The following is a 24,158-nucleotide window of genomic DNA, read 5'->3' on the forward strand; positions in this document are numbered from 1 at the left end:
GCGCCTCTTCTCAATTTATTGAGTACGCGTCGGTTTTCATTTCTGTCGCCACAAACCCGATTCATGCCACTTCTACAGCTCTCATTCCCACTCTTCCCATTGGGAAAGCATTTCAAGTTCATGATTGTCGATGTTTCGCGGACTCATAAGCTTTTTCTTTATCTCGCTTGCCAATGGCAATAACGAATACCACAACACGCGCATCCTGCACTTGATAGACCAGACGATAACCAGATTGACGTAGCTTGATTTTGTAACAATTTTCCAAATCACGCAGTCGATTGGCTTCAATTTTTGGCTGTTCAAGCACTTGTGCCAATTTCTTTTTAAATTGTGCTTGAATAGTTGCGTCAAGCTTATGCCACTCTTTCAATGCTCTTTGATCAAATTCAAGACTATAGGTCATTTAGGGAAATCGCTACGGGTTGGGGATCTTGTAACCTTTCGCGCACCGTTTGCAGTAAAGCCTGATCTTCCTCGTTGAGTAATACAGGTTTAAACGGCAGTTTATGATGTTGTGCGACATATTCTAAGGTCTGGCGCAGCAATTCAGATGGTGTAATATCTAGCTCTCGTAATACTTGATAAGCATCACTTTTTAACTTGTCATCGACACGAATACTAATGGTGCTCATGCGCAACATCCTCTTTGGTGATTAATTTTGTAATGACAATTGTAACACAAAAGTATTGTTCAACTTCCAAAGTCACCAGGCCTGGTGGTTCTTATTTTAAAGATAGCCCCATTCGGCAAATTGCGTTTGCAATCTTGCATCGTAACGCTTGGCGAGAAAGTACAAATATTCTGGTGCCAAATCAATCGTGCCATTTAACCAAGTAAGCGTGCCATACTCCAACTTAAACGCTTTAAAAACAGACACATCCCACAAAGGCTGAAACACTTTCCGGCTTTCTTGTTCTAAAAATGGATATAAATCAACCACGCCCTCACAACCATCGCTAAAACTCAAAGCTAATTGATAGTCGTTTAAATACTTCGCTTGCGTAACTTCTAACATGACACCCTCCCAAACTAAACCAAAGGTTCAATGCTCCCAGTGTCCCCAGTGGGAGCGCCTACCAATCTGCCTGTCGCGCAACACACTAAGCCAATCCGGCTATTATTCGACACCGGTCTGCATTCCCACGCCAGAGCGTGGGAACGAGTAAAAAACCTCAGCTTCGCTCATGCTACATCCTCGGTTGAGATTTGCAGTTCACCTGATAGGAGTTTTGGCAGCAGAGTGTCTCTGAGTTCGGTTAATGTTCGGTTTTCAAGTCTTACCGCAACTGCTTTATCAAGTAGAGGTTTAATGGTTTGGCCTAAATGGGCAATCAAATCAGAATCTGGCACAGCACATAATGCTTTTTTTAGGTGTTCTCGTTTGATATGTCCCATAGTGACGGCTTTGGCTTGAGCAATTCGTTGAAATTCATCCAAGTGGTGCTTGGTGAAATAGTAGTAAAACCATTTTGGGTGATCATCAGAGGTCACTTTGAACAAATGCTGATTTAATGCCGCTTTTCCGCCACACCAACTATCCACAACAAGCGTTCCAGACCACGAAAACACAACGTCTCCATCATCAATAATGCACGATGGGTTGATATTGGGTGATGCCTTTTCTTCTCCGTCAGTAAAACCTTTTTTGAGTTGAGCGATTTTTACAACCGGCAAAAAATCATTTTCATCTTCTGGCCTGAACTTTTGTAAGGCCAAACCATTTTGATAATGAGCCATAGTATCCAAAGATTTTACTTCCCACCCCGCCGGGATTTCGCCGAGTTCGCTGTCTTGCATGGCAGAGGGGAAGAGGCTGGCGGTGTGGTGGAGTTGTTGGTATTGGTCGGGGTGTTGGGTTTTTAGGGTGGCGAGTTGGTCGGCGGTTTTGCCGCTGATGGCTTGCATGGCGGCGAGGTTGGCGTCGTCTTCGGTGCCGCTGTTTTCGAGTGCCTGCATTTTGGCTTTGACCGGTTCAAAATCGACAAACCAGCTTTTAAACATCGCCTGAGCCATCGCTTCGAGGGTTTGGTTGATTTGGCGGTTGAGGGTGATTTTTTTATCGAGTGTTCTCAAAATATCACTTATTCTTTGTTGGGTGCTTAAAGGCGGCAATAACAGTTTATGGCCTTGAATTGCACCTTTGTCTCCACGAGGCATTTTCGCCCCTTTAGAAGTCCTAACAGTAAAGTCAATGAAATCTTTGTTGCTTGCAATGTAGTACAAATACTCTGGTAAAAGTTTTTGTGCGCTTTTCGTTCTAAATATCAGTACGTCGGGGGAAGCTCCACCTGAAAAGTCTGCAAAATGGACTTTCTCAAAATAGGTTCTTATATTTGAAAACAGAGTGTCACCTTTAACAAACTTGTTGACGGTTTTTGAGTTAGGCAATGAGCTAGCAACCTCAATTCCGCCTTTATTCGGAATCATATTTTCTGTTGAAATATATGTTTCTAATGTGAGAGACTCAACAGGCACTTTTTCGGAAGCAAGTTCAATAAATTCATCAAAAATAACTTCCTGAAACTCAGATGACATACCCAATCCCTCCAAGGTTCTTTTTAAGCTCGGCTTCGAATTGGTCTGCATTCCCACGTGGAACGTGGGAACGAGAAAATGGTTCGATGAACTTGTCCGGTTTTAACCAGGCCTGGTGATTTTGATGGATTTGTTTTTTAGTCATTTAACTCTCCAATAGCCGCCTTTTGCTGGGCCGATGCGTTCTAATTTGTCATCTTTTTTTAGCTGTGCAATTTGTTTTTCAACAGCACGGGATGTGATACCCAATTCTTCAGATAGGGCTTTGGCGCTGATTTTAGGGTTACTCTGAATCAAAGCTAAAATCGGTGGCAGTTTCTCCGAACTTTTCTCAGAACTTTTCTCCGAACTTTTCTCCGAACTTTCATCTTGCGAGGTGGTTTCGGTTCGGACAAACTCAATATCGAAAAAGTCGCCGGTTTCTTTGAGGCGTGGCGCGGGGGTGTCGGCTTGTTGGCAAATTTGTTGCATCCGGGCGATGCCGCTGCCCCATTGTTCGATAAAGTCGAGTTCTTTAAATACGCGGGCGATGACTTTGTTGCGGATTTCGGAGCGTCCGTGCATGGCTTCGTCAAGGGTGATGCCGTTGGGTAAGCCGCCGGGGGATACGATATTGAGCAGATCATCATAAATACCGACTTTGATGTCGCGCCCGCTGTTACTGTAGTCGCGGTGTACGATGGCATTGACGAGTGCTTCACGTATCGCCGGCATGGGGATTTCAAAGGTATCGGTGCGTTGCAGCCCTAAAATTTCGCCGCGCAGGTGCAGGTGGTTTTTTATGAAGATTTCGGTTTGTTCGAGCTGGTTGAACAGATCGCCGGTGTATTCTTTTTTGTCTAAGAATAGCGTCATGGCGGTGCCTTTAAAGCGTGCGCATTTGATGGCAACCTGTTCATAGCGCCCGAGCAAAATCATTAAGCCGTGGGTGGGGTAATCTATCCCATCCTGTTGGCGAATTAATTTAAGCGAACGCATTTTGGCATCATTTAATGGTTTGCCTACTTGCTCAAAGGCTTGAATCAGCGGCGTTAAATCGAGTTCTGACAAAGCCGTTTGCCAAGCGATTTGTTCATCAAAGCTTTGATTGAGCGCTTGGCGTTCGAGTTCATGAATCATCACCAAGCTGGCTTGGCGATTGGTCGCGCCTAGGCGAACGTAAGTGCCTTGATCGCGCCCTTGGTATTTGAGGAAGTAAGGCATTTGATTGCCGCGAAACACTTGCACTACCACAAGGGTTTTGTTTTGCAGGGTTTCGAGGTAAATGCTTGGCATGAGACTCGGCTGGCAAAGCTCATGCACCATCGAGGCGATTTTATCCATCATCTCAAATTCGTCGTCTTCGATACCGAGGATTTGGCGTTGATCGTCCACACCAATCACCAGTTTGCCGCCAGCGGTATTGGCAAACGCAATCAGCGTTTTGGCGAGCTGTTCGCCCTTGGGAAGTTGGCGTTTGAATTCCAGCGTTTTGCTTTCGCCAGCGTCGATTTGCTGTTGCAAGTTAAAGTGCATAACCCAGGCCTGCTAGATTGGTTTTGATTTCGGCTTCGAGGCGGTCACTTTCTTTGAATTGTTTGCTAAGTTGGGCGGTGAGGCGTGTCATTTTGTCGCTAAAGGGTTCGCCGTCGTCTTCGACTTCGGCTGCGCCAACATAGCGTCCTGGTGTCAGCACATAGTCGTGTTTTTTAATATCGTCTAGTGATGCCGAAAACACCAGGCCTGGTATATCTTGGTATTCTTCGCCATCGCTAAATTCGGTGCCACGCCAGCGGTGGTAGAGCATGGCGATTTGGTTTAGGTCATCACCAGTGAATTCAATTTGGGTGCGTGAAATACGACTTGAGGCGGCGTGACGTGCATCAATAAATAAGACTTGCCCGGTGCGGTCAATCGAGCCATTTGCACCTGCTTTTTTGTCTTTTGATAGGAACCATAAACACGCCGGAATTTGGGTGTTCGAGAAAAGTTGGCCAGGCAATGCAACCATACAGTCGACGGCATCGCCTTCGATCATGTTTTTGCGAATCACCCCTTCGTTGGAGGTGTTGGAGGACATCGAGCCATTGGCGAGCACAATCCCGGCACGACCTTTGTTGGATAGGCGGTTCCACATATGTTGCAGCCAGGCGTAGTTGGCATTGCCGGCGGGTGGAATCCCAAAACTCCAGCGCGGGTCGTCGGTGAGCTTGTCGCCATCCCAGTTTGAGATATTAAATGGCGGATTGGCGAGGATATAGTCGGCACGCAGGGTTTTGTGTTGGTCATTGGTAAAGGTGGAGCCATAGGTCGAGCCTAAATCACCCTCTAAGCCATGCACGGCCAAGTTCATTAAGCATAGGCGGCGAGTTTGCGCCATCATTTCTTGACCATAGACGGCAAGGTCGCCGGTCTTTTTTAAGGTTTTCTGGTGTGATTCTTTGAACTTCATTGACTGCACAAACATCCCGCCCGAACCACAAGCCGGGTCGTAGATTTTGCCTTTAAAGGGTGCAAGGATTTCCACCAGCATATTGACCACGGATTTGGGCGTGTAGAACTCGCCAGCACGTTGACCCTCGGACATGGCAAACTGCCCAAGAAAGTATTCGTACACTTCCCCAAACACATCTTTACTGCCGTGGTCTTCTGGATTGAATTTTAGGCGAGCCAGCGTATTCATGAGTTCGCCTAACTTACCAGGCTCTAGGGCTAATCGAGAAAACTCACGATACAGCACGCCTTTTAAGCTGGGGTTTTCATCTTCAATCAGCTTCATGGCTTTATCGAGCATTTGCGGCAAGGCAGGGTCGGTAGCTTTTGCTAACAGGGTATTAAATTGCGCTTCTTTAGGAATCCAGAATACGTTATCGGATTCGTAAAAAGTTTTATCCTCCACAAAGTAGTCGGCGCTTTCTTCACGAATCTCCAATTCTTCAATAAACAGGTCGGATTGCGGGTCGGCCAATCGGTGGCGAATCACGTCTTCTTGTGCGGCAAACAGGTCGGACACATATTTTAAAAACACCAGTCCAAGAACAGGGTATTTGTATTCTGCCGCTGATACCGAACCGCGCAATTGATTGGCAGCTGTCCAGAGGGTCTTTTTCATGTCTTCGTAGGTCATGCAATTATCCTAGTGATGGTTTTTTCTTTGATCGGACTATTGTAAGTCAAATTGGGTGATGGGGTTAAACTTACCCGTACCCACCCCTTTTGGGGAGGGTGTTATGACTTAACGCGTGCGCCAAACAAGTCGGTGCCAATGCGTATTTGGGTGGCGCCTTCTAGAATTGCGGCCTCTAAATCGTTCGACATGCCCATTGAAAGGGTATCAATGGGGTGTTGCGGCAGGGTCGTTTGCAGTTGTTCAAATAGCACGCGCATCTGTGCAAAGGCTTGGCGTTGCGCGGCCATGTCATCGGTCGCAGCGGGAATCGCCATTAAACCGCGAATGACCAGGCCTGGTAATAGCGCCATCTCTTGTGCTGCGGCGATCAGCTCTGCCGGTAAAAACCCAGACTTGCTTTCCTCTTGGCTAATATTAACCTGAAGCAGAATATTGAGCGGCGCGCGGTCAGTTGGGCGTTGTGCGCTTAGGCGTTGGGCAATTTTAAGACGATCGACACTTTCTACCCAGTCAAAATGCTCGGCAATCGGTTTGGTTTTGTTGGATTGAATCGGTCCAATAAAATGCCAGGTCGCATCTGGGTGGACGGCTATTTTTGGCAAAGCATCTTGCAGATAGTTTTCGCCAAAGGCGCGTTGGCCGAGGGCGATAAATGCGGCGACGGCAGCGGCCGGTTGCGTTTTGCTAACCGCCAAGAGGCTCACGTCATTGGGGTCGCGGTTGGCTTGTAAGCAGGCCTGGTTAATTCGGTGTTTTACTTGTGCGAAGTTGTGGGCGTAGTCCTGCGGTGTCATGCTGAGTCCTTTTCATTGATTGGGTTGATTCTAGCCTATTAATTATTTTATTTGGCTATTTGGCGCTGCACTTGTTAAGCTTAAATTATGCATTAAATATGTTTAAACAAGATGGTAAGGAGTGTGTGTGAAGCAAGTTAAATCCAGCGAAAGTAATTATCCTTATGATGATAAGTTAGGGCGTGATGAATATGAAGCCATGAAGCGCGATTTGCAAATTGAGTTACTCAAAATGCAAAAGTGGGCCAAGGATACTGATCAGCGTATTGTGATGTTGTTTGAAGGGCGTGATGCGGCCGGTAAAGGTGGCACTATTAAACGGGTGATGGAACATTTAAATCCGCGTGGCGCGAGAGTGGTGGCCTTAGACAAGCCTAATGAGCGTGAAAAAGGCCAGTGGTATTTTCAGCGTTATTTAGAGCATATGCCGACTCAAGGTGAGATGGTGCTGTTTGACCGATCTTGGTATAACCGGGCAGGTGTTGAGCGTGTCATGGGCTTTTGTACACCGCAGCAATACACGCAGTTTATGCATCAAGTGCCAGAGGTTGAACGGATGTTGGTCGCTGATGGCGTGACCTTGATGAAGTTTTGGTTTTCGGTTGGGCGTAAGGAACAGCTGCGCCGCTTTACCGGACGTAAAAATGATCCATTGAAGCAGTGGAAACTCTCGCCCATGGACTTAGCGTCCTTAGACCGTTGGGATGATTACACGAAAGCCAAAGAAGATATGTTCTTTTACACCAATACCAATGAATGTCCTTGGACAGTAATCAAGTCGAATGATAAGAAACGGGCGCGTTTGGCCTGTATGCGATTTATCTTAAATAGCCTGCCCTATGAAGGCAAAGATGAATCGATTGTCGGCTTGCCGGACCCTCTCATCTTATCGAGTGGCGATGATATTTTCCAAGACGATTAAATAAACACTAAAAGGATAGACTATGACTCTCCCTATGAAAGGCCACGCGAAAGAGGTGGTCGAGCGTTTTAAAATTATGTTGGATGCACCGCAACTTGAAGCGATTAGTGATGAGCATTTTGCCGAGCTAGAGTTGTTGATTGATGCCGCCATGGAGGTGGTGCATTCCGATGCTTATCATGAATTTGCTAAAGAGTTAGAAGCGATAGCTAAAAAAATGCGCAAAAGATCGGGTCGCACAGAAAGACTCTAAACTATTATTTGATTTTTTTGAACAAATTTGTTTTTTATTTTGTATAGATCCTGTATAGTCATAAGTAAAGCTACTCTAGTCATTTTGGTTTTTTGAGTGTTTTTGTAGCAAGTGTTTATTTCATGCTTTATCAGGAGTCTGCCATGTTTAAAACAATCAAAGCTAAGCTGCTTGGTAGCTTTACGTTAATCACCTTGATGGTGATTGGATTAGCTGTGTACAGTATCGTCAAGGTGCAGGAATCGGCCGGTGGTTTTGCGGATTATCGGACCTTAGCCATTAATGCGGTGGCTGCGACCGATGTTGATTCCAGCATGTTTGCCACCCGCATGAATTTTATGCGTTATTTAAGAAGTTCTAGCCAAACAAACGCGGAAGGTTTTATTGAGCGTTATAACGAACTGGTGACCGAAACCGAGCGTTTGACAGCCCGTGTCACCGGCTCTGAGCGCGAGCGTCAAGCTCAAGAGGTGATGGCAGGGTTGATTGAGTTTCGAGCTAATTTTGATCGCATTCAATTACTCATGGCTGAACGCGATACATTGGTACACGCCCTTACCTTTGAAACCGGTCCGCAAATCGAACAAAACATTACTGATATGTTGCGTAGTGCTGAAAACCTTGAAGTGGTACGGGATTTAGGCTTGTTGAATCGTAATTTGCTCTTAGCTCGTATTGCCGGACAGCGCTTTATTCGCGAAGGCACGCCCGACGTCATGGAGATCGCCTATCAGGAGTTTGAGCGCTCCGAACAGCGTCTTGCCAATCTGCGCACGAGTATGCAAAGTGCCGAGCGCATCGCACAAATGCGCGATACCGAACAATTGATTGATGTTTATGTTCAGCAAATGCGTGATTTACAACGTGTTATAGATCTAACCAATTCAAATATCAGCGAAATGGATAGTATTGGTCGCGATGTTGAAGGTCGCTTGCAAGAGGTGGTATCACGTATCCAAGCAGAACAAAACCAAGTCGGGCCGATGGTGCAGGCGCTCAATGAAGACATCGTACGCATGATGATGATTATCAGCTTGTTGGTAGTGGTTTTATCGATTGCGGTCGCGATCTTTATTCCACGGTTAATTGCCCGCGGTTTATCGGCAATTCAAGGCACTCTGGCGCAAATTAGCCAAACCGGCAATTTCAGCATCCGGGCCGATGACAAACGCCAAGATGAAATCGGCGACATGGGTAAAGCGGTCAATTTCTTGTTGTCGAATATGCAAGATGCGATTAGTGAAGCCAATAAGGTCGTCAAGGCGCTGGCCGAAGGGCGATTTGATCAGCGTATCACCCGCGAGTTGGTGGGTGACCTTAATAAACTCAAGGACGGCATCAATACCAGTGCCGATAATATTGCCGATGTGATGTCTCAGCTACAAGAAACCATGAACTATCTTCGCGATGGTCAGTTTAGTGTCAATATCGATACCCAAGCGCAGGGTGAATATAAGGCGATGATTGATGCGGCTTCGTTTGCAATGTCTACCATGAATGGTGTCATTAGCGAAATTAACACGGTGATGTCTAATGTTTCAGATGGACAATTCTCCGAAAGGGTAAAAATTGCAGCCGCTGGCGATATGAATAAGCTGAAAGATTCAATAAATGCTACGGTTGCAGTACTTGAGGATGTTATCGGCGACATCACCCGTGTCATGGACGCACAAAGCCAAGGTGATCTCACCCAAGCCATCACTACCGACTGCCAAGGCCAGTTAGAGAAGCTCAAAACCGCCATTAATAGCAATTCTGACAAGCTCTCTAATGTGATTGCAAGCGCATTGCATGCTGCACAGGTCGTAGATGGCGCTTCCGCTGAGGTTTCGAAAGGGTCGCAGGATCTAAGTCAGCGTGTGCAAGAACAAGCAGCGGCATTAGAGGAAACCTCTGCCACTATGGAGCAGATGAATACAGCCGTACAGAACAATCGCGAAGCTGCTGCAGCGACCACCAAGGTTGCAAAAGCAGTTCAGCAAAAATCGACCGATGGTGTGGCCGTCATGAATAAGACCATCGCGTCAATGCATGAGATTGAGCAGGCGAGCAATAAGATTGGCGAGATTGTGACCTTGATTGATGGTATCGCTTTCCAAACCAATTTACTTGCCCTTAATGCGGCAGTCGAGGCGGCACGTGCCGGTGATCATGGGCGTGGTTTTGCCGTGGTAGCGGGTGAAGTTAGAGCCTTGGCACAGAAGTCAGCCGCTGCCGCAAAAGATATTACGGGTCTGATTCAAAATAGTGCCAATAAAGTAAAAGAGGGTAATGAATTGGCCAAGCAATCTAGCGAGGTACTTGCTGAAATTAACTTGGCGGTTGATGAGGTGACTGCGATGATTGAAGGTATTGCGAGTTCTTCAGAACAGCAGGCAGCCGGCATTTTACAAGTGCATGAAGCGATTACTCAAATTGATACGGTGACCCAGCAAAACGCGGCCTTGGTTGAAGAGACGAGCGCTGCATCAGAAAGCATGCAGGAGCAAGCGCGTGGCCTTATGGAGGAAATGGCGTTCTTCAAAACAGAAGAAATGTCGCACCATGACCAAGCCAAGTTGCTTAAGCAGCCAAAAATTGTTCCGCTCAAGCCTAAATCTAATGCTAAATTACCTCCAAAGCTGGATAACAGCTCGAAGCGAGTATTAGTAGCGAATGGTCAGGCAGAGGAATGGGCAGAGTTTTAGCTGTCCGCTGTAAAAATGGTTGCATAATTGATTAGCCCGACTTGTGCGGGCTTTTTTATTGAGTGGCCTGGGCGGGCAGTCGGTGAGTCAAATAATGTCTAATAAATAGATGGTCAGTTTGGGCTAAGCAGGCCTGCTGATCAGTTTCTTTGAGTTGTCCTAATAGATACCAAGCCGGCTGGTTTTCGGGCGAGTGATTAGATAAATGATGAGGCAGGTGGTTGAGTAAGTCAGCCAGTAGGTCAGCCAATTCACCCTCATAACAGCCCGGAAGCCCATCTGGGTGCGCCACGCGATTGACCACGCCCCAATCCTCTAATATGGGTACGGCACCCAACGCTGACCCGGCTAAATCCAATATAAACCGCGCCGGTTTCAGTTGCACCGGTAGCAAGGGGTCATGTTTGAGTAGCGCAATCATCGGTGCTACCTCTAGGCCGGCTTGTTTAGCCTGTTGGCGTTCTTTTGCAGCAGCTAATACCCAAGCAAGGCTGCTGCGGTCCGCTAACCAAATTTGTGCTTGTTGTGGCCAGTATGTTACGCCATCGGGGCGAATGAAGTCTTGGTGGAGCGTGACTTGTCGCTGGTCACCGGCTTGCCACGAGTCTAACCAGGCCTGGTCACTGAGCCATTGGGTTTTAACTCGACCATCCGCGGTAGCTTGGTTGTGCCAGGCTTTAGCGGTGATTTGGTTAAGTGGGTCTGAATGGTTAAAATGGCCGACGGTACCAAATTTAATCTCATGTGCCTGTTCTGTTTGCCACAACCAGGCCTGGTTGGGCTGGGCGCTACAACTCAATAGGGTAAGTAGGCTATTCATAGTGTCTTTATACGGCGCGGTTTTGATACACCGTGCGACCCTGAAAGAGCGTGGTCACCACCGCTGATTCAAAACGCCAACCGGCAAAAGGCGAGTTTTTACCCGCTGAAATCAGTTGCGCGGGTTCAAATGCCCAAAAGGTTTCTGGATCGACCAGGCATAGATCGGCGCTGTAGCCACTGGTGATACGTCCAGCCATCACATTAATAATATTCGCTGGTTGCCAGGTGAGGGCACTGATCGCTCGCTCAAGGGGCAGCTGGCCGTTTTGCACCAGTTTAAGGGTGAGGGGCAAGAGCGTTTCTAGGGCGCTGATACCGGGTGTGCTTTCGCCAAAGGGTAAGAGTTTATGGTCCTTGTTAAGCGGGGTATGGTCACTGACAATGGCATCAATCGTGCCATCGGCGACCCCCGCGATAAGCGCCAGTTGATCGTCTTGACTACGCAGCGGCGGACTGACATGAAATAGGCTATTAAATTCTAATAAGTCCATTTCAGTTAGGTGCAGCTGATGGGCCGCCACATCGCAGGTGACCGGCAAGCCTTGCGCTTTGGCCTGGGCAATCATCTGCACGGATTCGGCGCAGGAGAGTTGCGAAAAATGGGCGCGCACGCCACTTTCAGCGACCAAAATTAAATCACGTGCCAGTGCGATGGTTTCGGCTGAACGCGGAATCGGGTTAAGGCCAAGGCGGGTGCTGACCGCACCGGAATGAGCGACGCCGTGATTTTTAAGCTGTTGATTCTCGCAGCGCAGCATCACCAGTAAATCTTGTGACGCCGCATAATCAAGGGCATTTTTGAGTACCAGTGGGTTTTGAATGGGTTGATTGGCTTGGCTGAGTGCCACGCATCCGCCCGCTTTTAGCGAATTCATGTTACTGAGTTGTTCGCCAGCGAGTCCTTTGGTTAGCGCACCCAGTGGCAAAACAAACGCCGTGGCGGCTTGGCGCGCCCGACGTTGAATAAGTTCGGTGACGGCTTGGGTGTCGGTGACCGGCTGGGTGTCAGGTGGGCAGCACAGGGTGGTAATGCCACCGGCGACCGCCGCTTTGGTTTCACTGGCAATATTACCGGCGAGATGTTTGCCGGGTTCGCCTAAGCGTGCTTGCAAATCCACCAGGCCTGGTAATACCCACAAGCCTTGCGCGTCCAGAATGTCAATTTCAGCGCGTGTTTCAAAGCCGGCGGGTACGGGGTCGCCGACGGCGACAATATGCCCGTGGCTGATATAGATATTGGTTATTTGATCGAGTTGTTGTGAAGGATCAATAACGCGGCCCTGCTTAATAATCATTTTCATGAGTGAGTCTCCGTGCTGGCTTGGGCATCGGCTTGTTGCGTTTGTTCTTGGTTAAATTGTTGCAGTTGCGCGGCATTGCTCATAATGATGGCCATGACGGCCATGCGCACGGCAATCCCGTAGGTAACTTGTTGCAGAATGACCGATTGCGGGCCATCAGCGACGGCTGAGTCAATTTCAACCCCGCGATTAATCGGGCCGGGATGCATGACAATCGCATCCGGTTTGGCATAGCTAAGACGTTCTTCAGTTAAGCCGTAGGTTTTAAAGTATTCATCGGCACTCGGTAGCAAGGCACTTTGCATCCGCTCGTTTTGCAGGCGCAGCATAATCACCACATCGACATCTTCTAAGCCTTGTTTCATATCATGATACACCTGCACGCCGAGGCTTTCTGGATAAGGTGGAATCAGGGTTTTTGGGCCAATAACACGAATTTCACGGGCTTCCAGCAAGCTTAGAGCTTGGATTTGAGAGCGCGCAACGCGTGAGTGCAAAATATCGCCCACAATAGCGACTTTGAGGTCAAAAATATCGCCTTTGAGTTTGCGGATCGTAAACATATCCAGCATCGCTTGAGTCGGGTGCGCGTGTTGTCCGTCGCCAGCATTGAGGACATGCACGTGCGGGGCAACGTGCTCAGCAAAAAAATGCGCGGCACCACTTTCGGCATGACGTACCACAAACATATCCGCTTGCATGGCTTCTAGGTTCCACAGGGTATCGAGTAGCGATTCGCCTTTTTTGGTCGCTGAGGCGCTGATGTTGAGGTTCATTACATCAGCCGACAGGCGTTTTTCGGCAATTTCAAAGGTGGTGCGGGTGCGGGTGCTCGGCTCAAAAAACAGGTTCATAATGGTTTTGCCGCGCAGCAGGGGCACTTTTTTGATTTCATTGGTTTGCGGATTGATGAAGGACTCCGCCAAATCGAGGATTTCTAACAGGTGAGTTTGTTTTAAACCCTCCAGCGTTAGAAAGTGTTTGAGTTTGCCTAGCTCGTTAAGTTGAATGTTGGGGGCATTTAGGCGTGGGCTCATAGGGTGTCCTCCAAAAGTTCAATGCGCAGGCTCAAGGGGCTAGGGCCTTGTAATTTAAAGCGGAGCGCATCTGCGGTGGCATAGGCATAAAAATCGGGCTGGATAGGCAGTTCGCGTCCACCTTGGCGATCAATCAGGCAGGCTAATATAATCCGCGCAGGGCGACCATAGTCAAAAATTTCGTTCATTGCGGCGCGAATGGTGCGTCCAGTGTGCACCACGTCATCCACCAAAATAATGGTTTGGTCTTGCACATCCCAAGGAATATTAGACGGTTGCACTTGGGCGCTAAGTCCGCTGGTGGCAAAGTCATCACGATAAAAGCTGCTGTCTAACACGCCAATCGCTTCATTAAGTTGCAGACGTTCGGCCAAGGCCAGCGCGATATATTCGCCGCCGGTGCGCAGCCCAATCATTTTGCTGTCGGCGCTAAAAAAGGGCGCTTGACGGATAGCATCAGCAAGTTGGTCTAGTAAGGAATCTAAATCAAGGTTGGGCATGATCATGCGGTCTCCAGCCAATTGGTCAGTAAAATTTGGGCAGCGTGTGCGTCAAGTAGCGGATTGTGGCGGGTGTGGTTTTTTTTGCCACCGGACTGGGCGCGCAGGCGCTGTTCGGCTTCAATAGAACTCAGTTGCTCTTCGATTAAAAACACCGGAAGGTTGTAGCGACCACCGAGGCGTTGGGCAAATTTGCGGGCATTTTGCGTAAAGGGCTGTTCTTCACCGTTTAAACGCAGCGGTAATCCCACCACCAGACCCACCGGTTGCCATTCTGTGATTAAGGCGCTGATGTCATCCCAGTTTACTTGGCCATCGCGATTCTTTAACACACATAAAGGAGTGGCCGTGTCGCTAATGGTTTGTCCTATCGCTACGCCAATGCGCGCCAGCCCATAATCAAAGCCGAGCAAACTCCCCGATAAATCGGCTTTAGTGCGGCCTTGTGCTAGGGCGTGTAGATTAAGCATGACCGGCCTCACTGCTTAAAAAGACCGGATCGATTCCCAGTGACGCCAAGGCATGTTGCCAGTGTTGATCAATCGGCACATCAAACACGATAGCGGGATCATAGGGGCAAGTTAGCCAGGAATTGCGTTGGATTTCTTCAGTCAGCTGGCCGGGATGCCAACTAGCCACCCCTAAAAATACCAAATAAGGTCGTTCAGCTTCATCCGCGGCAATGGCTTTTAAAAACGCTTCCGAGGTACTGAGCACTAAGCCATCATCAAGGTTTATGCTGTTGGGCCAGTTGTTGCGGTGGCGGTGCAGAATAAAGCCGTGTTCTTTATCGACGGGTCCGCCCAGGCGCACATGCTCGCCCAGTTCGGGACGGGTTTCGGCTGATCCGGCGGGGCTAAAGCTAAAATAGTCGAGCAGGTCACTCACTTTAAATTGATGAGGTTTGTTGAGCACCAGGCCGGTGGTTTGCTGATCGCTGTCTTCGGCAATATAAATCACCGTTTTCTCAAACCAGCTGTTATCCAAGCTGGGGTTGGCAATTAAAATTTGGTGTTGATAACTGTGTAAGGTTTCTATTTGGGGCTGCAACTTAGGCCTCGTGTCATTCTGTGAGTCAGTCTGTTGGTGTTTAGGTCATGAAATGACCTTTATTTTAACAGATTTATTCAATAGCATTCGCAGGCTTATGGGGTCGTCTTGACTAACCAGGGCGAAAGAGCAGGGCTAACAATCAGCTGATTTTGCTGGTCGATGAGTAGATAGTGGCTCAGCTCAAACTCAGCGACTAAGGCTTGCCACCCATTAGGGCCGGCAATGAGTAGAGCTGTTGCGAGGGTGTCAGCCATGACGGGGTCTGGATGCCAAACGCTAACCGAGGCAAAGCTATCAGCCGGTGCGGCGGTGTTGGGGTTAAGCAGGTGACTGAAGCGCTGCCCTTGCCAATCGAAGTATCGTTGATAGGTGCCGGAGGTGAAGAGCGCCATATTGGCGGGTAGGATGACTTCGGCGATTGCGCGCTCTGGTTGTTGCGGGTCGCGTAGTTTGATGGTCCAGTTTGTATGGGGATTTTTATCACGTGTATCAAGCGAAAAACTGCCTAAGTCGCCGCCTAGATTAAGCAGGGCGCGAGGTATTTGATGGTCTTGTAAAATTGACCAGGCCTGCTGCACCGCTAAACCTTTGAGATTGCCGCCAAAATCCAAGCGCACCTCTGTGTTGCGGCTAGTGAGCTGGCCTTGCTCAAATGCGAGGTCGGCAATGGAAGGGCGCTGGTCTAACCAGGCCTGGCGCAGGTGCAGGTCGGGCGGTGGGCCTTGCCAGTCGCGCTGATGAAATCCCCATAGGGCAATTAGGCTGCCAATGCCGGGGTCAAAAAGATGGTGGGTGCGCGCGCTTAATTGCTGGGTTTGCTGGATGAAGGCTTGGATATCAGCAGGGATTTCAATGGCCTGATCTTGCGCAATGGCTTGATTAATTTGATACACCCAGCCATGAGGTTCCCAAGCATGCCAGGCCTGGTGCATGGCCAAAAAATGCTGTTCGATAGCATGAATTGCTTTTTGGGCTTGCGGTGAGGGCGTGTCATAAATATGTACGCTCACTTCAGTGCCAAACACATAGAAGGTTTGCACAACCGGCGGCGGGGTCGTTTGACAGCCACTGAGAAGCAGCAGGCCTGCTAACACTAGGCCTAAGATTCCGCGTGTAATTAGAGAAGTGGTTAATCGCGTGCTTGGCTGCATGTGGTTAATGGCGCGCTGGTTGTTGAATGGCTTGCTCTTGCAGTGCCTGTTCTAAGCGTTGCATTAACTGGTCGGCAATATTGAGGCCAAATTGTGCATCTAGCTCACGGATGCAGGTCGGGCTGGTGACATTAATTTCGGTAATGTAGTCGCCAATCACGTCGAGGCCAACAAACCATAACCCTTTGGCGCGTAAAGTGGGTGCAATCCGGGCGCAAAGAGCCTGGTCGCGCTCCGTGAGCGGTTGACCGACCCCCCGTCCACCGGCCGCCAAATTGCCGCGATTTTCGCCAGCCAGCGGAATGCGAGCCAGTGCAAAAGGCACAGGTTCACCATCAATAAGTAGGATGCGCTTGTCGCCTTGCGCAATGTCCGGTAAAAAGCGTTGCGCCATGATGAGGTGTTGGCCATGGTCGGTTAAGGTTTCAATAATCACATTGAGATTCGGGTCGCCATGCTTCACTCGAAAAATAGACGCACCACCCATGGCATCAAGTGGCTTAAATATGGTGTCTTGATGCTGTGCCACAAAGGTTTTGAGCCGATCGGCTTGCGCGGTCACTAGGGTGTCGGTCATGCAATCGCTAAACCAGGTCGCAAAGAGTTTTTCATTGGCGTCGCGCAGGCTTTGGGGTTTGTTGACCACGAGCACGCCTTGTTGTTCGGCGAGTTCTAAAATGTGGGTGCAATAGAGGTAGTCTTGATCAAACGGGGGGTCTTGGCGAATCAGCACAATATCTAATTCGTTGAGCGGGCGGTCTTGGCGGTCATGAAGTTCAAAATAGTTTGGGTCATCAGCCTGCTCCCAGACGCGCAGCCTTTGCATTCGTGCCATGGGCTGCCCTTGCACTAAAAACACATCGTTTGGATTCATGTAAAACAACTCATAGCCGCGGGCTTGCGCGGCCAGTAGCATCGCAAATGAGCTGTCTTTATAAGGTTTTATCTGTTCGATTGGATCCATTATGATCCCAAGTTTAATGGTCATCGTGCCATCCCAAGCGTCGGCTGAAAGAGCTTTATTATAGGAGATTTAGCGGGCCATTTTATGTCGTTTTGTTTGTGCTGTTTTTTTGTTCTAACATGGTGCGTTTTGTTTCATAATTTTTTTATAAGCTGTGTGATTTTTCAGTACTTTGTATCTAATTCTATGTTTTTAAATATTAATTAAAAAATTGGTTTTTTATGTGCTTATAATTGATAAATATAATAAACATGAGGATGTAATGATGCTATCGGCTTATAACCCCGCCTTTTATGATGAGTCTATGTTATCCGATACCCAGCCGCGTGCCGGTTCACAAGACTTGGTCAATAATTTTCGTGCGTTAGATTCGGATCAATTGCAAGGCTTGCAAGCTTTAGCAGATGCAACGATTGCCAAAATGGGCGTGTCTTTTACGGTTTATAGTGATGAAGGCAATATCGATCGGGCTTGGCCGTTTGATATTTGGCCACGCGTTATTGAGGCCAGTGAATGGCAATCGGTAGCAGCAGGCCTGCAACAACGCTTACGCGCACTGAATTGTTTTATTGATGATGTTTATAACGAGCAAAAAATTTTCAAGGCCGGTGTGGTGCCGGCTGATATTGTGCTGAGTTCGCGAAATTTTCGTCCTGAGTGTGTCGGGATGCGTCCAAAACATGGTGCTTGGTCCAATATTTGTGGCAGTGATTTGGTGCGCGATGCACAGGGGCAATTTTATGTGTTGGAAGACAATCTGCGCGTGCCATCAGGCGTATCCTATATGTTAGAAAATCGCGCGGTCATGAAGCAGGTGCTCCCTGAGTTGTTTGAGCATAGCATGATTGCGCCAGTCGGGGATTACCCTAATAAATTATTATCGATGCTCAATTCGCTTAATCCCAATGACTCAGTACTGGCGGAGGTGGTGGTGTTAACACCGGGCATTTTTAATTCGGCCTATTATGAACACGCCTTCTTAGCCCATGAAATGGGGGCTGAATTGGTGGAGGGCAGCGACCTGGTCGTCGGTGATGATGATTATGTTTATATGCGCAATATCGAGGGCTTAAAGCGTGTTGATGTTATTTATCGTCGTATTGATGATGAGTTTTTAGACCCTGAGGTATTTCGGCCGGACTCGACCCTGGGTGTGCCGGGCCTAATGCGTGCTTGGCGTGCCGGCAAGGTGGGCATTGCTAATGCACCAGGCTGTGGCGTGGCGGATGATAAGGTGGTTTATGCCTATGTGCCAGCGATGATTGAGTTTTATCTGAATGAGCAACCTTTAGTGCCGAATGTGCCCACTTATCTGTGTCGCAACGAAGAAGATCAAGCCTATGTGTTGGCGAACATTGAGCAGTTAGTGGTGAAGCCCGCCAATGAATCCGGTGGTTACGGCATGTTGGTTGGGCCGCACGCCAGCGCCGAACAATGTGATGCGTTTCGTGAGTTGATTAAACAGAATCCACGCAATTATATTGCACAGCCTACTTTACAGTTGTCGGTGGTGCCTACCTTAACCACGAAGGGTATTGCCCAGCGCCATGTTGATTTAAGGCCGTTTATATTGCAGGGCGCAGATACCTATGTGACGCCGGGCGGCTTAACCCGTGTGGCCTTGGTTGAAGGCTCGTTGGTGGTGAATTCGTCACAGGGTGGTGGCAGTAAAGATACGTGGATTGTAGATTTGGAGGTGGATGATGTTATCTAGAGTTGCAGAGCGGGTATATTGGGTTGCGCGCTATATTGAGCGCGTGGAAAACAGCGCCCGGATGATTTTGGTGCATTCCAATTTGATGTATGACTTGCCCAAAAAAATTGATATTAGCTGGTATCGTTTGATTGAGTTGGTGAGTGCTGAGGCTTTGTTTGATGAGCTTTACGATGCGAAAACTGAGAAAAACGTGATGGCGATGTTAATCAGTGATACGCGTAACCCCTCGTCATTGGTGTCATCACTGCGGCATGCCCGTGAAAATATTCGCACCACGCGTGATATTTTGCCAAAAGAAACCTGGAATATGATTAATCAGTTACATTTGATGCTGGCATCGCGCGAAAGTGATTTGAGTTCGCGAGCTAAACGCAATGATCTAATGGAAGAGGTGATTCGTGCCTGTCAAGCCATGACCGGGATGTTCTCGGGCACCTTGAGCCAAAATGAAACCTTTTCATTTTTGATGTTGGGGCGCAATTTAGAGCGCGCAGATATGACGTCGCGTTTGCTGGATGAAGGTGGCTTCTTTTTGGGTCAGCAAAAACATCTTGAGCAGGTGCAGGCCTATGAAAATGTACTGTGGGCGAATGTATTGCGTTCAGTTAGTGGCTATTTGATGTATCGCCAGCATGTGCAAACGCAAATTAATGGTGAAGATGTGGTGCGGTTTTTGTTGAATGATCGCAAATTTCCGCGCTCGGTGACCCAGTGTTTGCAGACTATAGAACAGGTCATACAGCAGTTACCTGATGGGGAACTGGTAAAGCAGCAGGTGGCCTCGCTAAGGGTCTACTTGCAAGAATGGCGTAATTTTGAAGCCGGCTCTGAGGAGCTGCATGGTTATCTTGATCAGTTGCAAAAACATCTTATGTCGCTTAATAATGCGATTTACCAGGCCTGGTTTGTCCACAAGTTACAAGCCGCCTAGGCGTAAAGGTGTGGATAATCGAGCGTCAAAAGAAAAAGGATAGGCATGCAACGATTTTATTGTAATTGTGGTCAGGAGGTCTATTTTGCCGATACCCATTGTGTGGCGTGCGGCAAAGAGTTGGGGTTTGACCCAAGTAAGCGTCATTTATATTGTGGGCGTCGCGACGGCCGTGTCTTTATTGCCGAGCTTCCAAATGGGGCGGAAAAACGCTTTAAGGTCTGTGATAATCATCATGAGCCTGTGCGTTGTAATTGGTTGTTGGCGCTTGATGACCCGCATCATCAATGTATTTCGTGTCGTACCACCCATATTATTCCAGATCAAAACCAACCCAAAAACCCGTTACGCTGGCGGCGATTAGAAGAAGCCAAGCGGCGTTTATTTGATACCCTGATTTCGTTGGGCTTAGATACCCGTGGTGCTCCCGATATTATAAATGGCCTTCGCTTTAATTTTTTGGAAGACCAGCGCACCAACCCGAATGTTGATTTAGAGTTTGTGCTAACCGGTCATAGTCACGGTTTGATTACCCTCAATGCGGCCGAGGCCGATGAAGGGTTTTTACATGCGATGAAAGAGCAGATGAATGAGCCTTATCGTAGTTTGCTGGGTCATTTTCGTCATGAAGTCGGCCATTACTATTGGGAGCGCCTGCTAAAATCCGAAAGTTTAGTGCAGTTTCGCCGGGTCTTTGGTGATGAGCGGTTTGATTATGGTCAAGCGTTGCGCAGTTATTACCAATATGGTCCGCAGCGTAACTGGCAGGTCAGTTTTATAAGTGCCTATGCCAGTTCCCATCCCTTTGAAGATTGGGCGGAAACCTGGGCGCATTATTTACATATTACCGATACGCTGGAAACCGCGCGCATGTATGGCTTAACGGACTATGTGCAGGCGCGTCATGATTTTGAACTTTGGGTAAAGGAATGGCTCAAGGTTGTCAAGGTGATGAATGCGCTGAATCGCAGTATGGGCTTAGCCGATCCCTATCCGTTTGTGCTAAGCCCGATTGTGATGAGTAAATTGCGGTTTATTGATGATTTAATCGACAGTCAGGCGCGTATTTAATAGCTTTGCTGTACTTCTATATTTGCCAGTTTTGGCAGAGGTCGCTGGGTAAATAGCTATATTCACCACGAGTCTGTGCTAATTGATCAGCAGTGGTGGCGTGTTGTAGCACACCGAGCTGTGCTGCAAAACCGAGCTCTAGTCCTTGCGCAACCAGGCCTGCTATTAAACCCGTTAACACATCGCCCATACCGCCTTTTGCCATGCCACCATTACCGTAGCGGCAGACTATCATGTCTTGGCCATCATAAATAAGTGTCCCCGTGCCTTTTAATACAATCACGCCGCCATAGCGTTTATACAGGGCTTTAACGGCGGCAATCCGGTCCTGCTGAACTTGGGCGACGGATTGTTTAAGCAATCGTGCCGCTTCTTTCGGGTGTGGCGTTAAAATCCAACGGTGATAGTGGCTAGGGCGGTGGGCTAAACAATTGAGCGCATCGGCATCTATAATGAGCGGTTTGTTGGCTTGGCAGGCCTGCTCAAATAAACGCCACGCCCAGTCGCTTTGGCCGAGTCCTGGTCCAATGGCAATGGTTGTTGCTTGTGCTAATTGTTGAGCAAGTGCTGTGTCGTTGCTGACCATGAGCTCGGGCTGCATTTGGGTTAAGGCGATTTGATGTTCCGCGCGGCTGATGACTTTAACTAATCCCGCTCCCGCGCGCAAGCAAGCCTGGCTTGCCAATGCAATCGCGCCCATCATGCCAAAGTCGCCACCGATTAATAACGCCGTACCGTAGCGTCTTTTGTGGGATGAATGTTTGCGTTTAGGCGGGCGGATGTCAGCGATATCGGGCGCATGCGCTTCTGCTGCAAAGGTATAAAGTAACTTGGGATCGAGATTAAGATCGCAAAGATGAATTTGCCCACACTTATCTCGCCCATCGAGCTGATAATAGCCTAGTTTATGGCAGATAAAGGCGGCAGTATGGCTGGCGTTGATCGTATCGGTGTGTGCCAGACCGGTTGCACAATCCAATCCCGATGGACAATCTAAGGCTAAGACTGGTTTTTCCGCTAGATTAACCGCTTGAGTAATCAGGTTCCAGGGCTCGCCTAATGGTCGATTAAGGCCAATACCAAATAGCGCATCAATTACTAAATCAGCGTCTAATAGGGATTGGGCTGAAAAGCCGGTGACCGGAATGCCTAGTTCGTTAATTTGTTGTGCAGCGTGTTGGGCTAGGCGTGATTTGGGTGGAGTGATTTGGCAGACGGTAACTTGTTTGCCGGCTTGTTTGGCATATTGGGCAACAAGATAGCCGTCGCCGCCATTTTTACCTGGCCCGACCAAAATGTAGCAGTTTTTTGCCTGTGGCCATAGACGTTCAGCTAATAACCAGGCCTGCTTAGCGGCACGATTCATCAGCTCCCAACCATCGTCACCGAGTTGTTTTTGGGCGAGCTGGTCAATAGCCTGGGTTTGATGTGGGGTGAATAATGGCAACATAACAGGCCTCAATGGTCGTCGGTAATAATTCGATTAAAGCATAGTTTTAGCTATAAAAAAACCGGCATGAAGCCGGTTTCTTTAGTACGAACAATCGAATAATAAATTACTTGATTTTCGCTTCTTTAAACATGACGTGCTTACGAACCACTGGGTCGTATTTTTTGATTTCAAACTTGCCCGCCATGGTGCGTTTGTTTTTATCAGTGGTGTAGAAGTAACCTGTACCCGCTGAAGAAACTAGTTTAATTTTATCGCGCATAACCGTCTCCTATTAAACCTTCTCACCACGTGCACGCATTTCTGCAAGCACTGACTCGATGCCGTTCTTATCGATAGTACGCATAGCGGCTGGCGTTAAGCGTAGTTTTACAAAACGGTTTTCAGACTCAACCCAAAAACGGTGCGCTTGTAAATTTGGTAAAAAACGACGACGTGTTTTACGGTGAGAGTGGGAAACGTTATTACCGACCGCAGGGCGTTTTCCTGTGACTTGGCAAACTCTAGACATCTCTCAATCCCCTAATCTTTAAAGATTTTACACTAAATTAGAAGGCGCTAAATTGCGCTTTCAAAAATTCTACATTGTGGTAAAAAATTACCCAAAAACAAGAATGACGCATTATCCATAAATCGGCTTTGGATTGCAAGTGTTATTTATTTATATCTCGCCGGCTTGTGCCATAGAGTGCCAGCGACCATGATCACCGACAATAATGTGATCAAGTAACCTCACTTCAACCAATGCAAAAGCTTCTTTAATCGTGGCCGTTATACTGCGATCAGCCTGGCTCGGGTGGGGTTTGCCCGATGGGTGATTGTGGGTAATAATCGCTGCTGCCGCATTGTGTTTTAGCGCTAATTTTACTAACTCACGAGGATGCACGCTGGCTTGGTTGACCGTACCCCAAAATACGATTTCAAAAGCAATCATTTGGTGTTGTTGGTCCAGCAGCATCAAGCCAAATTGTTCACGCTGGCTATGGCCAATTTGCTGCATAAAATACTGAGCGCTGAGTTCGGGCGCATTCATGGTGTCGCCTTTTTTCAGGCCACTTTCAAAGTGTCGCCGCGACATTTCTAATACCGCGCGCAATTGGGCATATTTAGCAACGCCCAAGCCTTTGGCTTGGCAAAAATAACTTTGCTCAGCGGTGAGTAGACTATGTAAGTCGCCAAATTCGTCCAATAAATCTTGTGCCAAGGTGACGGCGCTTTTGCCCTTTACACCGACGCGCAAAAAAATCGCGAGCAATTCTGCATCGGATAGACTGCTCGCCCCAAACGCAATCAGTTTTTCTCGAGGCTGATCAAACGGATGCCATTCTTTTATGCCCATAATAGCTTACCATTGTTAAGTATTAATACTTATTTTATAGTGATTTTACCAGGGATGGGAGATTTTTATTTAATGGCCTCTGCTTCTTTTAACCGTTGTTGTTTAATGATTAAAGCGGTTTTAGCTACTTTCGCAAAGGTAGGGTACTCTTTTTCTACCTGTTTGTAGAGTTCATGTTGGTTGGTGTGTGAGATTTGCAGAGCCAGTTTAGCAATTTCAAACCACTTGTCTATTTCGTCATTACTAAACAGCTTGTTGAATTCGAAGTATGAGAGCTTTGATAAAATTACGGACTGTAAGATATCTGTCCACTCATCTGGTCTAACTTCAGCGTATGTTTGAAGGTAATAGTCATCGATCTTGTGATCTAAGTAGTTTAAGAGTTTGTGAAGAGGTTCCTGTGCCAGCATATCTTCTGCTGCCAGGCGAGCATTAAAGCTAAGATTATCGAGAAACTGGCGTTCTAGTTGATGGCTCGTGCCTGGCATAGTCTGTTACTTATTTATTTTATTGGGTAA

At 48.0% G+C, this 24,158-nt stretch carries 27 protein-coding genes; 6 read left to right on the forward strand and 21 right to left on the reverse strand.

Features of this window, described 5'->3' with window-relative positions; genetic code table 11:
- Positions 1–118: 118 nt before the first annotated feature.
- The 8 genes from THIAE_RS01675 to THIAE_RS01705 all read right to left on the reverse strand — a co-directional run bounded on the left by THIAE_RS01675 (position 119) and on the right by THIAE_RS01705 (position 6,442).
- On the reverse strand, positions 119–406 hold the full coding sequence (locus tag THIAE_RS01675) for a type II toxin-antitoxin system RelE family toxin (protein WP_006459763.1): 288 nt from the start codon (positions 404–406) through the stop codon (positions 119–121).
- The gene (locus THIAE_RS01680; RefSeq protein WP_006459764.1) at positions 396–635 is read right to left on the reverse strand and encodes a type II toxin-antitoxin system RelB/DinJ family antitoxin; all 240 of its coding nucleotides are present in this window, start codon (positions 633–635) and stop codon (positions 396–398) included. Before THIAE_RS01680 ends, THIAE_RS01675 begins: the two co-directional genes overlap by 11 nt.
- A gap of 96 nt (positions 636–731) precedes the next feature.
- Complete coding sequence (locus THIAE_RS01685) at positions 732–1,019, reverse strand: DUF2442 domain-containing protein (protein ID WP_006459765.1); 288 nt, start codon at positions 1,017–1,019, stop codon at positions 732–734.
- A 167-nt stretch (positions 1,020–1,186) separates the two neighbouring features.
- On the reverse strand, positions 1,187–2,539 hold the full coding sequence (locus THIAE_RS01690; RefSeq protein ID WP_006459766.1) for a restriction endonuclease subunit S: 1,353 nt from the start codon (positions 2,537–2,539) through the stop codon (positions 1,187–1,189).
- Positions 2,529–2,684: a hypothetical protein gene (locus THIAE_RS10785; RefSeq protein ID WP_006459767.1), complete on the reverse strand. Its 156-nt coding sequence runs from the start codon at positions 2,682–2,684 to the stop codon at positions 2,529–2,531. Before THIAE_RS10785 ends, THIAE_RS01690 begins: the two co-directional genes overlap by 11 nt.
- Positions 2,681–4,054 (reverse strand): AlbA family DNA-binding domain-containing protein, encoded by a 1,374-nt coding sequence (locus THIAE_RS01695; RefSeq protein WP_006459768.1) that lies wholly within the window; start codon positions 4,052–4,054, stop codon positions 2,681–2,683. The genes THIAE_RS10785 and THIAE_RS01695 overlap by 4 nt, the downstream gene beginning before the upstream one ends.
- Positions 4,044–5,645: a type I restriction-modification system subunit M gene (locus THIAE_RS01700; RefSeq protein ID WP_006459769.1), complete on the reverse strand. Its 1,602-nt coding sequence runs from the start codon at positions 5,643–5,645 to the stop codon at positions 4,044–4,046. Before THIAE_RS01700 ends, THIAE_RS01695 begins: the two co-directional genes overlap by 11 nt.
- Positions 5,646–5,746: 101 nt before the next feature.
- Positions 5,747–6,442, reverse strand: a complete 696-nt coding sequence (locus THIAE_RS01705; RefSeq protein WP_006459770.1) for a YggS family pyridoxal phosphate-dependent enzyme — start codon at positions 6,440–6,442, stop codon at positions 5,747–5,749.
- Between the two features lie 127 nt (positions 6,443–6,569).
- Here THIAE_RS01705 and ppk2 point away from each other — a divergent pair, with 127 nt between their 5' ends.
- From ppk2 to THIAE_RS01720, 3 genes are all read left to right on the forward strand, one after another.
- Positions 6,570–7,364: a polyphosphate kinase 2 gene (gene ppk2, locus THIAE_RS01710; protein ID WP_006459771.1), complete on the forward strand. Its 795-nt coding sequence runs from the start codon at positions 6,570–6,572 to the stop codon at positions 7,362–7,364.
- A 22-nt stretch (positions 7,365–7,386) separates the two neighbouring features.
- Positions 7,387–7,617: a hypothetical protein gene (locus tag THIAE_RS01715; protein WP_006459772.1), complete on the forward strand. Its 231-nt coding sequence runs from the start codon at positions 7,387–7,389 to the stop codon at positions 7,615–7,617.
- A gap of 143 nt (positions 7,618–7,760) precedes the next feature.
- Complete coding sequence (locus tag THIAE_RS01720; protein WP_006459773.1) at positions 7,761–10,304, forward strand: methyl-accepting chemotaxis protein; 2,544 nt, start codon at positions 7,761–7,763, stop codon at positions 10,302–10,304.
- A gap of 55 nt (positions 10,305–10,359) precedes the next feature.
- On the opposite strand, the gene THIAE_RS01725 is transcribed toward THIAE_RS01720, so the two are convergent.
- The 8 genes from THIAE_RS01725 to gshB all read right to left on the reverse strand — a co-directional run bounded on the left by THIAE_RS01725 (position 10,360) and on the right by gshB (position 17,156).
- Complete coding sequence (locus tag THIAE_RS01725) at positions 10,360–11,124, reverse strand: hypothetical protein (RefSeq protein WP_006459774.1); 765 nt, start codon at positions 11,122–11,124, stop codon at positions 10,360–10,362.
- Between the two features lie 7 nt (positions 11,125–11,131).
- On the reverse strand, positions 11,132–12,427 hold the full coding sequence (locus THIAE_RS01730; RefSeq protein WP_006459775.1) for a dihydroorotase: 1,296 nt from the start codon (positions 12,425–12,427) through the stop codon (positions 11,132–11,134).
- Positions 12,424–13,464, reverse strand: coding sequence for an aspartate carbamoyltransferase catalytic subunit (locus tag THIAE_RS01735; RefSeq protein ID WP_006459776.1), 1,041 nt, complete (start codon positions 13,462–13,464; stop codon positions 12,424–12,426). The genes THIAE_RS01730 and THIAE_RS01735 overlap by 4 nt, the downstream gene beginning before the upstream one ends.
- Positions 13,461–13,970, reverse strand: a complete 510-nt coding sequence (gene pyrR / locus THIAE_RS01740; protein WP_006459777.1) for a bifunctional pyr operon transcriptional regulator/uracil phosphoribosyltransferase PyrR — start codon at positions 13,968–13,970, stop codon at positions 13,461–13,463. The genes THIAE_RS01735 and pyrR overlap by 4 nt, the downstream gene beginning before the upstream one ends.
- Positions 13,967–14,434 carry a Holliday junction resolvase RuvX gene (gene ruvX, locus THIAE_RS01745; protein WP_006459778.1) on the reverse strand — a complete coding sequence of 156 codons (468 nt, stop codon included), beginning with the start codon at positions 14,432–14,434 and terminating at the stop codon, positions 13,967–13,969. Before ruvX ends, pyrR begins: the two co-directional genes overlap by 4 nt.
- Positions 14,427–15,014 carry a YqgE/AlgH family protein gene (locus tag THIAE_RS01750; protein ID WP_006459779.1) on the reverse strand — a complete coding sequence of 196 codons (588 nt, stop codon included), beginning with the start codon at positions 15,012–15,014 and terminating at the stop codon, positions 14,427–14,429. Before THIAE_RS01750 ends, ruvX begins: the two co-directional genes overlap by 8 nt.
- A 95-nt stretch (positions 15,015–15,109) precedes the next feature.
- On the reverse strand, positions 15,110–16,168 hold the full coding sequence (locus tag THIAE_RS01755) for an FAD:protein FMN transferase (protein ID WP_006459780.1): 1,059 nt from the start codon (positions 16,166–16,168) through the stop codon (positions 15,110–15,112).
- Between the two features lie 4 nt (positions 16,169–16,172).
- Positions 16,173–17,156 (reverse strand): glutathione synthase, encoded by a 984-nt coding sequence (gene gshB, locus THIAE_RS01760; protein ID WP_006459781.1) that lies wholly within the window; start codon positions 17,154–17,156, stop codon positions 16,173–16,175.
- A gap of 238 nt (positions 17,157–17,394) precedes the next feature.
- Between gshB and THIAE_RS01765 the strand changes: the two genes are divergently transcribed.
- From THIAE_RS01765 to THIAE_RS01775, 3 genes are read left to right on the forward strand one after another with little or no spacing between them, the layout of a single operon-like run.
- Positions 17,395–18,846 carry a circularly permuted type 2 ATP-grasp protein gene (locus THIAE_RS01765; RefSeq protein ID WP_006459782.1) on the forward strand — a complete coding sequence of 484 codons (1,452 nt, stop codon included), beginning with the start codon at positions 17,395–17,397 and terminating at the stop codon, positions 18,844–18,846.
- Positions 18,833–19,780, forward strand: a complete 948-nt coding sequence (locus tag THIAE_RS01770) for an alpha-E domain-containing protein (protein WP_239232388.1) — start codon at positions 18,833–18,835, stop codon at positions 19,778–19,780. The genes THIAE_RS01765 and THIAE_RS01770 overlap by 14 nt, the downstream gene beginning before the upstream one ends.
- A 45-nt stretch (positions 19,781–19,825) precedes the next feature.
- Positions 19,826–20,851, forward strand: coding sequence for a zinc-binding metallopeptidase family protein (locus THIAE_RS01775; RefSeq protein ID WP_006459784.1), 1,026 nt, complete (start codon positions 19,826–19,828; stop codon positions 20,849–20,851).
- Between the two features lie 16 nt (positions 20,852–20,867).
- Here THIAE_RS01775 and THIAE_RS01780 read toward each other — a convergent pair whose 3' ends face one another.
- From THIAE_RS01780 to THIAE_RS01800, 5 genes are all read right to left on the reverse strand, one after another.
- On the reverse strand, positions 20,868–22,301 hold the full coding sequence (locus tag THIAE_RS01780) for a bifunctional ADP-dependent NAD(P)H-hydrate dehydratase/NAD(P)H-hydrate epimerase (protein WP_006459785.1): 1,434 nt from the start codon (positions 22,299–22,301) through the stop codon (positions 20,868–20,870).
- 106 nt (positions 22,302–22,407) lie between these two features.
- Positions 22,408–22,563, reverse strand: coding sequence for a 50S ribosomal protein L33 (gene rpmG, locus THIAE_RS01785; protein WP_006459786.1), 156 nt, complete (start codon positions 22,561–22,563; stop codon positions 22,408–22,410).
- Between the two features lie 12 nt (positions 22,564–22,575).
- Entirely contained in the window at positions 22,576–22,812 is a 237-nt protein-coding gene (rpmB, locus tag THIAE_RS01790) for a 50S ribosomal protein L28 (RefSeq protein ID WP_006459787.1), read from the reverse strand.
- A gap of 150 nt (positions 22,813–22,962) precedes the next feature.
- Positions 22,963–23,640, reverse strand: a complete 678-nt coding sequence (gene radC, locus THIAE_RS01795; protein ID WP_006459788.1) for a RadC family protein — start codon at positions 23,638–23,640, stop codon at positions 22,963–22,965.
- 65 nt (positions 23,641–23,705) lie between these two features.
- Positions 23,706–24,128 carry a hypothetical protein gene (locus THIAE_RS01800; RefSeq protein WP_006459789.1) on the reverse strand — a complete coding sequence of 141 codons (423 nt, stop codon included), beginning with the start codon at positions 24,126–24,128 and terminating at the stop codon, positions 23,706–23,708.
- Between the last annotated feature and the right edge of the window lie 30 nt (positions 24,129–24,158).

The sequence above is a fragment of the Thiomicrospira aerophila AL3 genome, assembly GCF_000227665.2.
Taxonomy (GTDB): Bacteria; Pseudomonadota; Gammaproteobacteria; order Thiomicrospirales; family Thiomicrospiraceae; genus Thiomicrospira; species Thiomicrospira aerophila.

What these genes read in the sequence shown, in the direction of transcription:
- THIAE_RS01675 (WP_006459763.1), bottom strand. Translation starts at nt 406, where the DNA reads ATGACCTATAGTCTTGAATTTGATCAAAGAGCATTGAAAGAGTGGCAT.
- THIAE_RS01680 (WP_006459764.1), bottom strand. Translation starts at nt 635, where the DNA reads ATGAGCACCATTAGTATTCGTGTCGATGACAAGTTAAAAAGTGATGCT.
- THIAE_RS01685 (WP_006459765.1), bottom strand. Translation starts at nt 1,019, where the DNA reads ATGTTAGAAGTTACGCAAGCGAAGTATTTAAACGACTATCAATTAGCT.
- THIAE_RS01690 (WP_006459766.1), bottom strand. Translation starts at nt 2,539, where the DNA reads ATGTCATCTGAGTTTCAGGAAGTTATTTTTGATGAATTTATTGAACTT.
- THIAE_RS10785 (WP_006459767.1), bottom strand. Translation starts at nt 2,684, where the DNA reads ATGACTAAAAAACAAATCCATCAAAATCACCAGGCCTGGTTAAAACCG.
- THIAE_RS01695 (WP_006459768.1), bottom strand. Translation starts at nt 4,054, where the DNA reads ATGCACTTTAACTTGCAACAGCAAATCGACGCTGGCGAAAGCAAAACG.
- THIAE_RS01700 (WP_006459769.1), bottom strand. Translation starts at nt 5,645, where the DNA reads ATGACCTACGAAGACATGAAAAAGACCCTCTGGACAGCTGCCAATCAA.
- THIAE_RS01705 (WP_006459770.1), bottom strand. Translation starts at nt 6,442, where the DNA reads ATGACACCGCAGGACTACGCCCACAACTTCGCACAAGTAAAACACCGA.
- THIAE_RS01715 (WP_006459772.1), top strand. Translation starts at nt 7,387, where the DNA reads ATGACTCTCCCTATGAAAGGCCACGCGAAAGAGGTGGTCGAGCGTTTT.
- THIAE_RS01720 (WP_006459773.1), top strand. Translation starts at nt 7,761, where the DNA reads ATGTTTAAAACAATCAAAGCTAAGCTGCTTGGTAGCTTTACGTTAATC.
- THIAE_RS01725 (WP_006459774.1), bottom strand. Translation starts at nt 11,124, where the DNA reads ATGAATAGCCTACTTACCCTATTGAGTTGTAGCGCCCAGCCCAACCAG.
- THIAE_RS01730 (WP_006459775.1), bottom strand. Translation starts at nt 12,427, where the DNA reads ATGAAAATGATTATTAAGCAGGGCCGCGTTATTGATCCTTCACAACAA.
- THIAE_RS01735 (WP_006459776.1), bottom strand. Translation starts at nt 13,464, where the DNA reads ATGAGCCCACGCCTAAATGCCCCCAACATTCAACTTAACGAGCTAGGC.
- pyrR (WP_006459777.1), bottom strand. Translation starts at nt 13,970, where the DNA reads ATGATCATGCCCAACCTTGATTTAGATTCCTTACTAGACCAACTTGCT.
- ruvX (WP_006459778.1), bottom strand. Translation starts at nt 14,434, where the DNA reads ATGCTTAATCTACACGCCCTAGCACAAGGCCGCACTAAAGCCGATTTA.
- THIAE_RS01755 (WP_006459780.1), bottom strand. Translation starts at nt 16,168, where the DNA reads ATGCAGCCAAGCACGCGATTAACCACTTCTCTAATTACACGCGGAATC.
- gshB (WP_006459781.1), bottom strand. Translation starts at nt 17,156, where the DNA reads ATGACCATTAAACTTGGGATCATAATGGATCCAATCGAACAGATAAAA.
- THIAE_RS01765 (WP_006459782.1), top strand. Translation starts at nt 17,395, where the DNA reads ATGATGCTATCGGCTTATAACCCCGCCTTTTATGATGAGTCTATGTTA.
- THIAE_RS01770 (WP_239232388.1), top strand. Translation starts at nt 18,833, where the DNA reads ATGATGTTATCTAGAGTTGCAGAGCGGGTATATTGGGTTGCGCGCTAT.
- THIAE_RS01775 (WP_006459784.1), top strand. Translation starts at nt 19,826, where the DNA reads ATGCAACGATTTTATTGTAATTGTGGTCAGGAGGTCTATTTTGCCGAT.
- THIAE_RS01780 (WP_006459785.1), bottom strand. Translation starts at nt 22,301, where the DNA reads ATGTTGCCATTATTCACCCCACATCAAACCCAGGCTATTGACCAGCTC.
- rpmG (WP_006459786.1), bottom strand. Translation starts at nt 22,563, where the DNA reads ATGCGCGATAAAATTAAACTAGTTTCTTCAGCGGGTACAGGTTACTTC.
- rpmB (WP_006459787.1), bottom strand. Translation starts at nt 22,812, where the DNA reads ATGTCTAGAGTTTGCCAAGTCACAGGAAAACGCCCTGCGGTCGGTAAT.
- radC (WP_006459788.1), bottom strand. Translation starts at nt 23,640, where the DNA reads ATGGGCATAAAAGAATGGCATCCGTTTGATCAGCCTCGAGAAAAACTG.
- THIAE_RS01800 (WP_006459789.1), bottom strand. Translation starts at nt 24,128, where the DNA reads ATGCCAGGCACGAGCCATCAACTAGAACGCCAGTTTCTCGATAATCTT.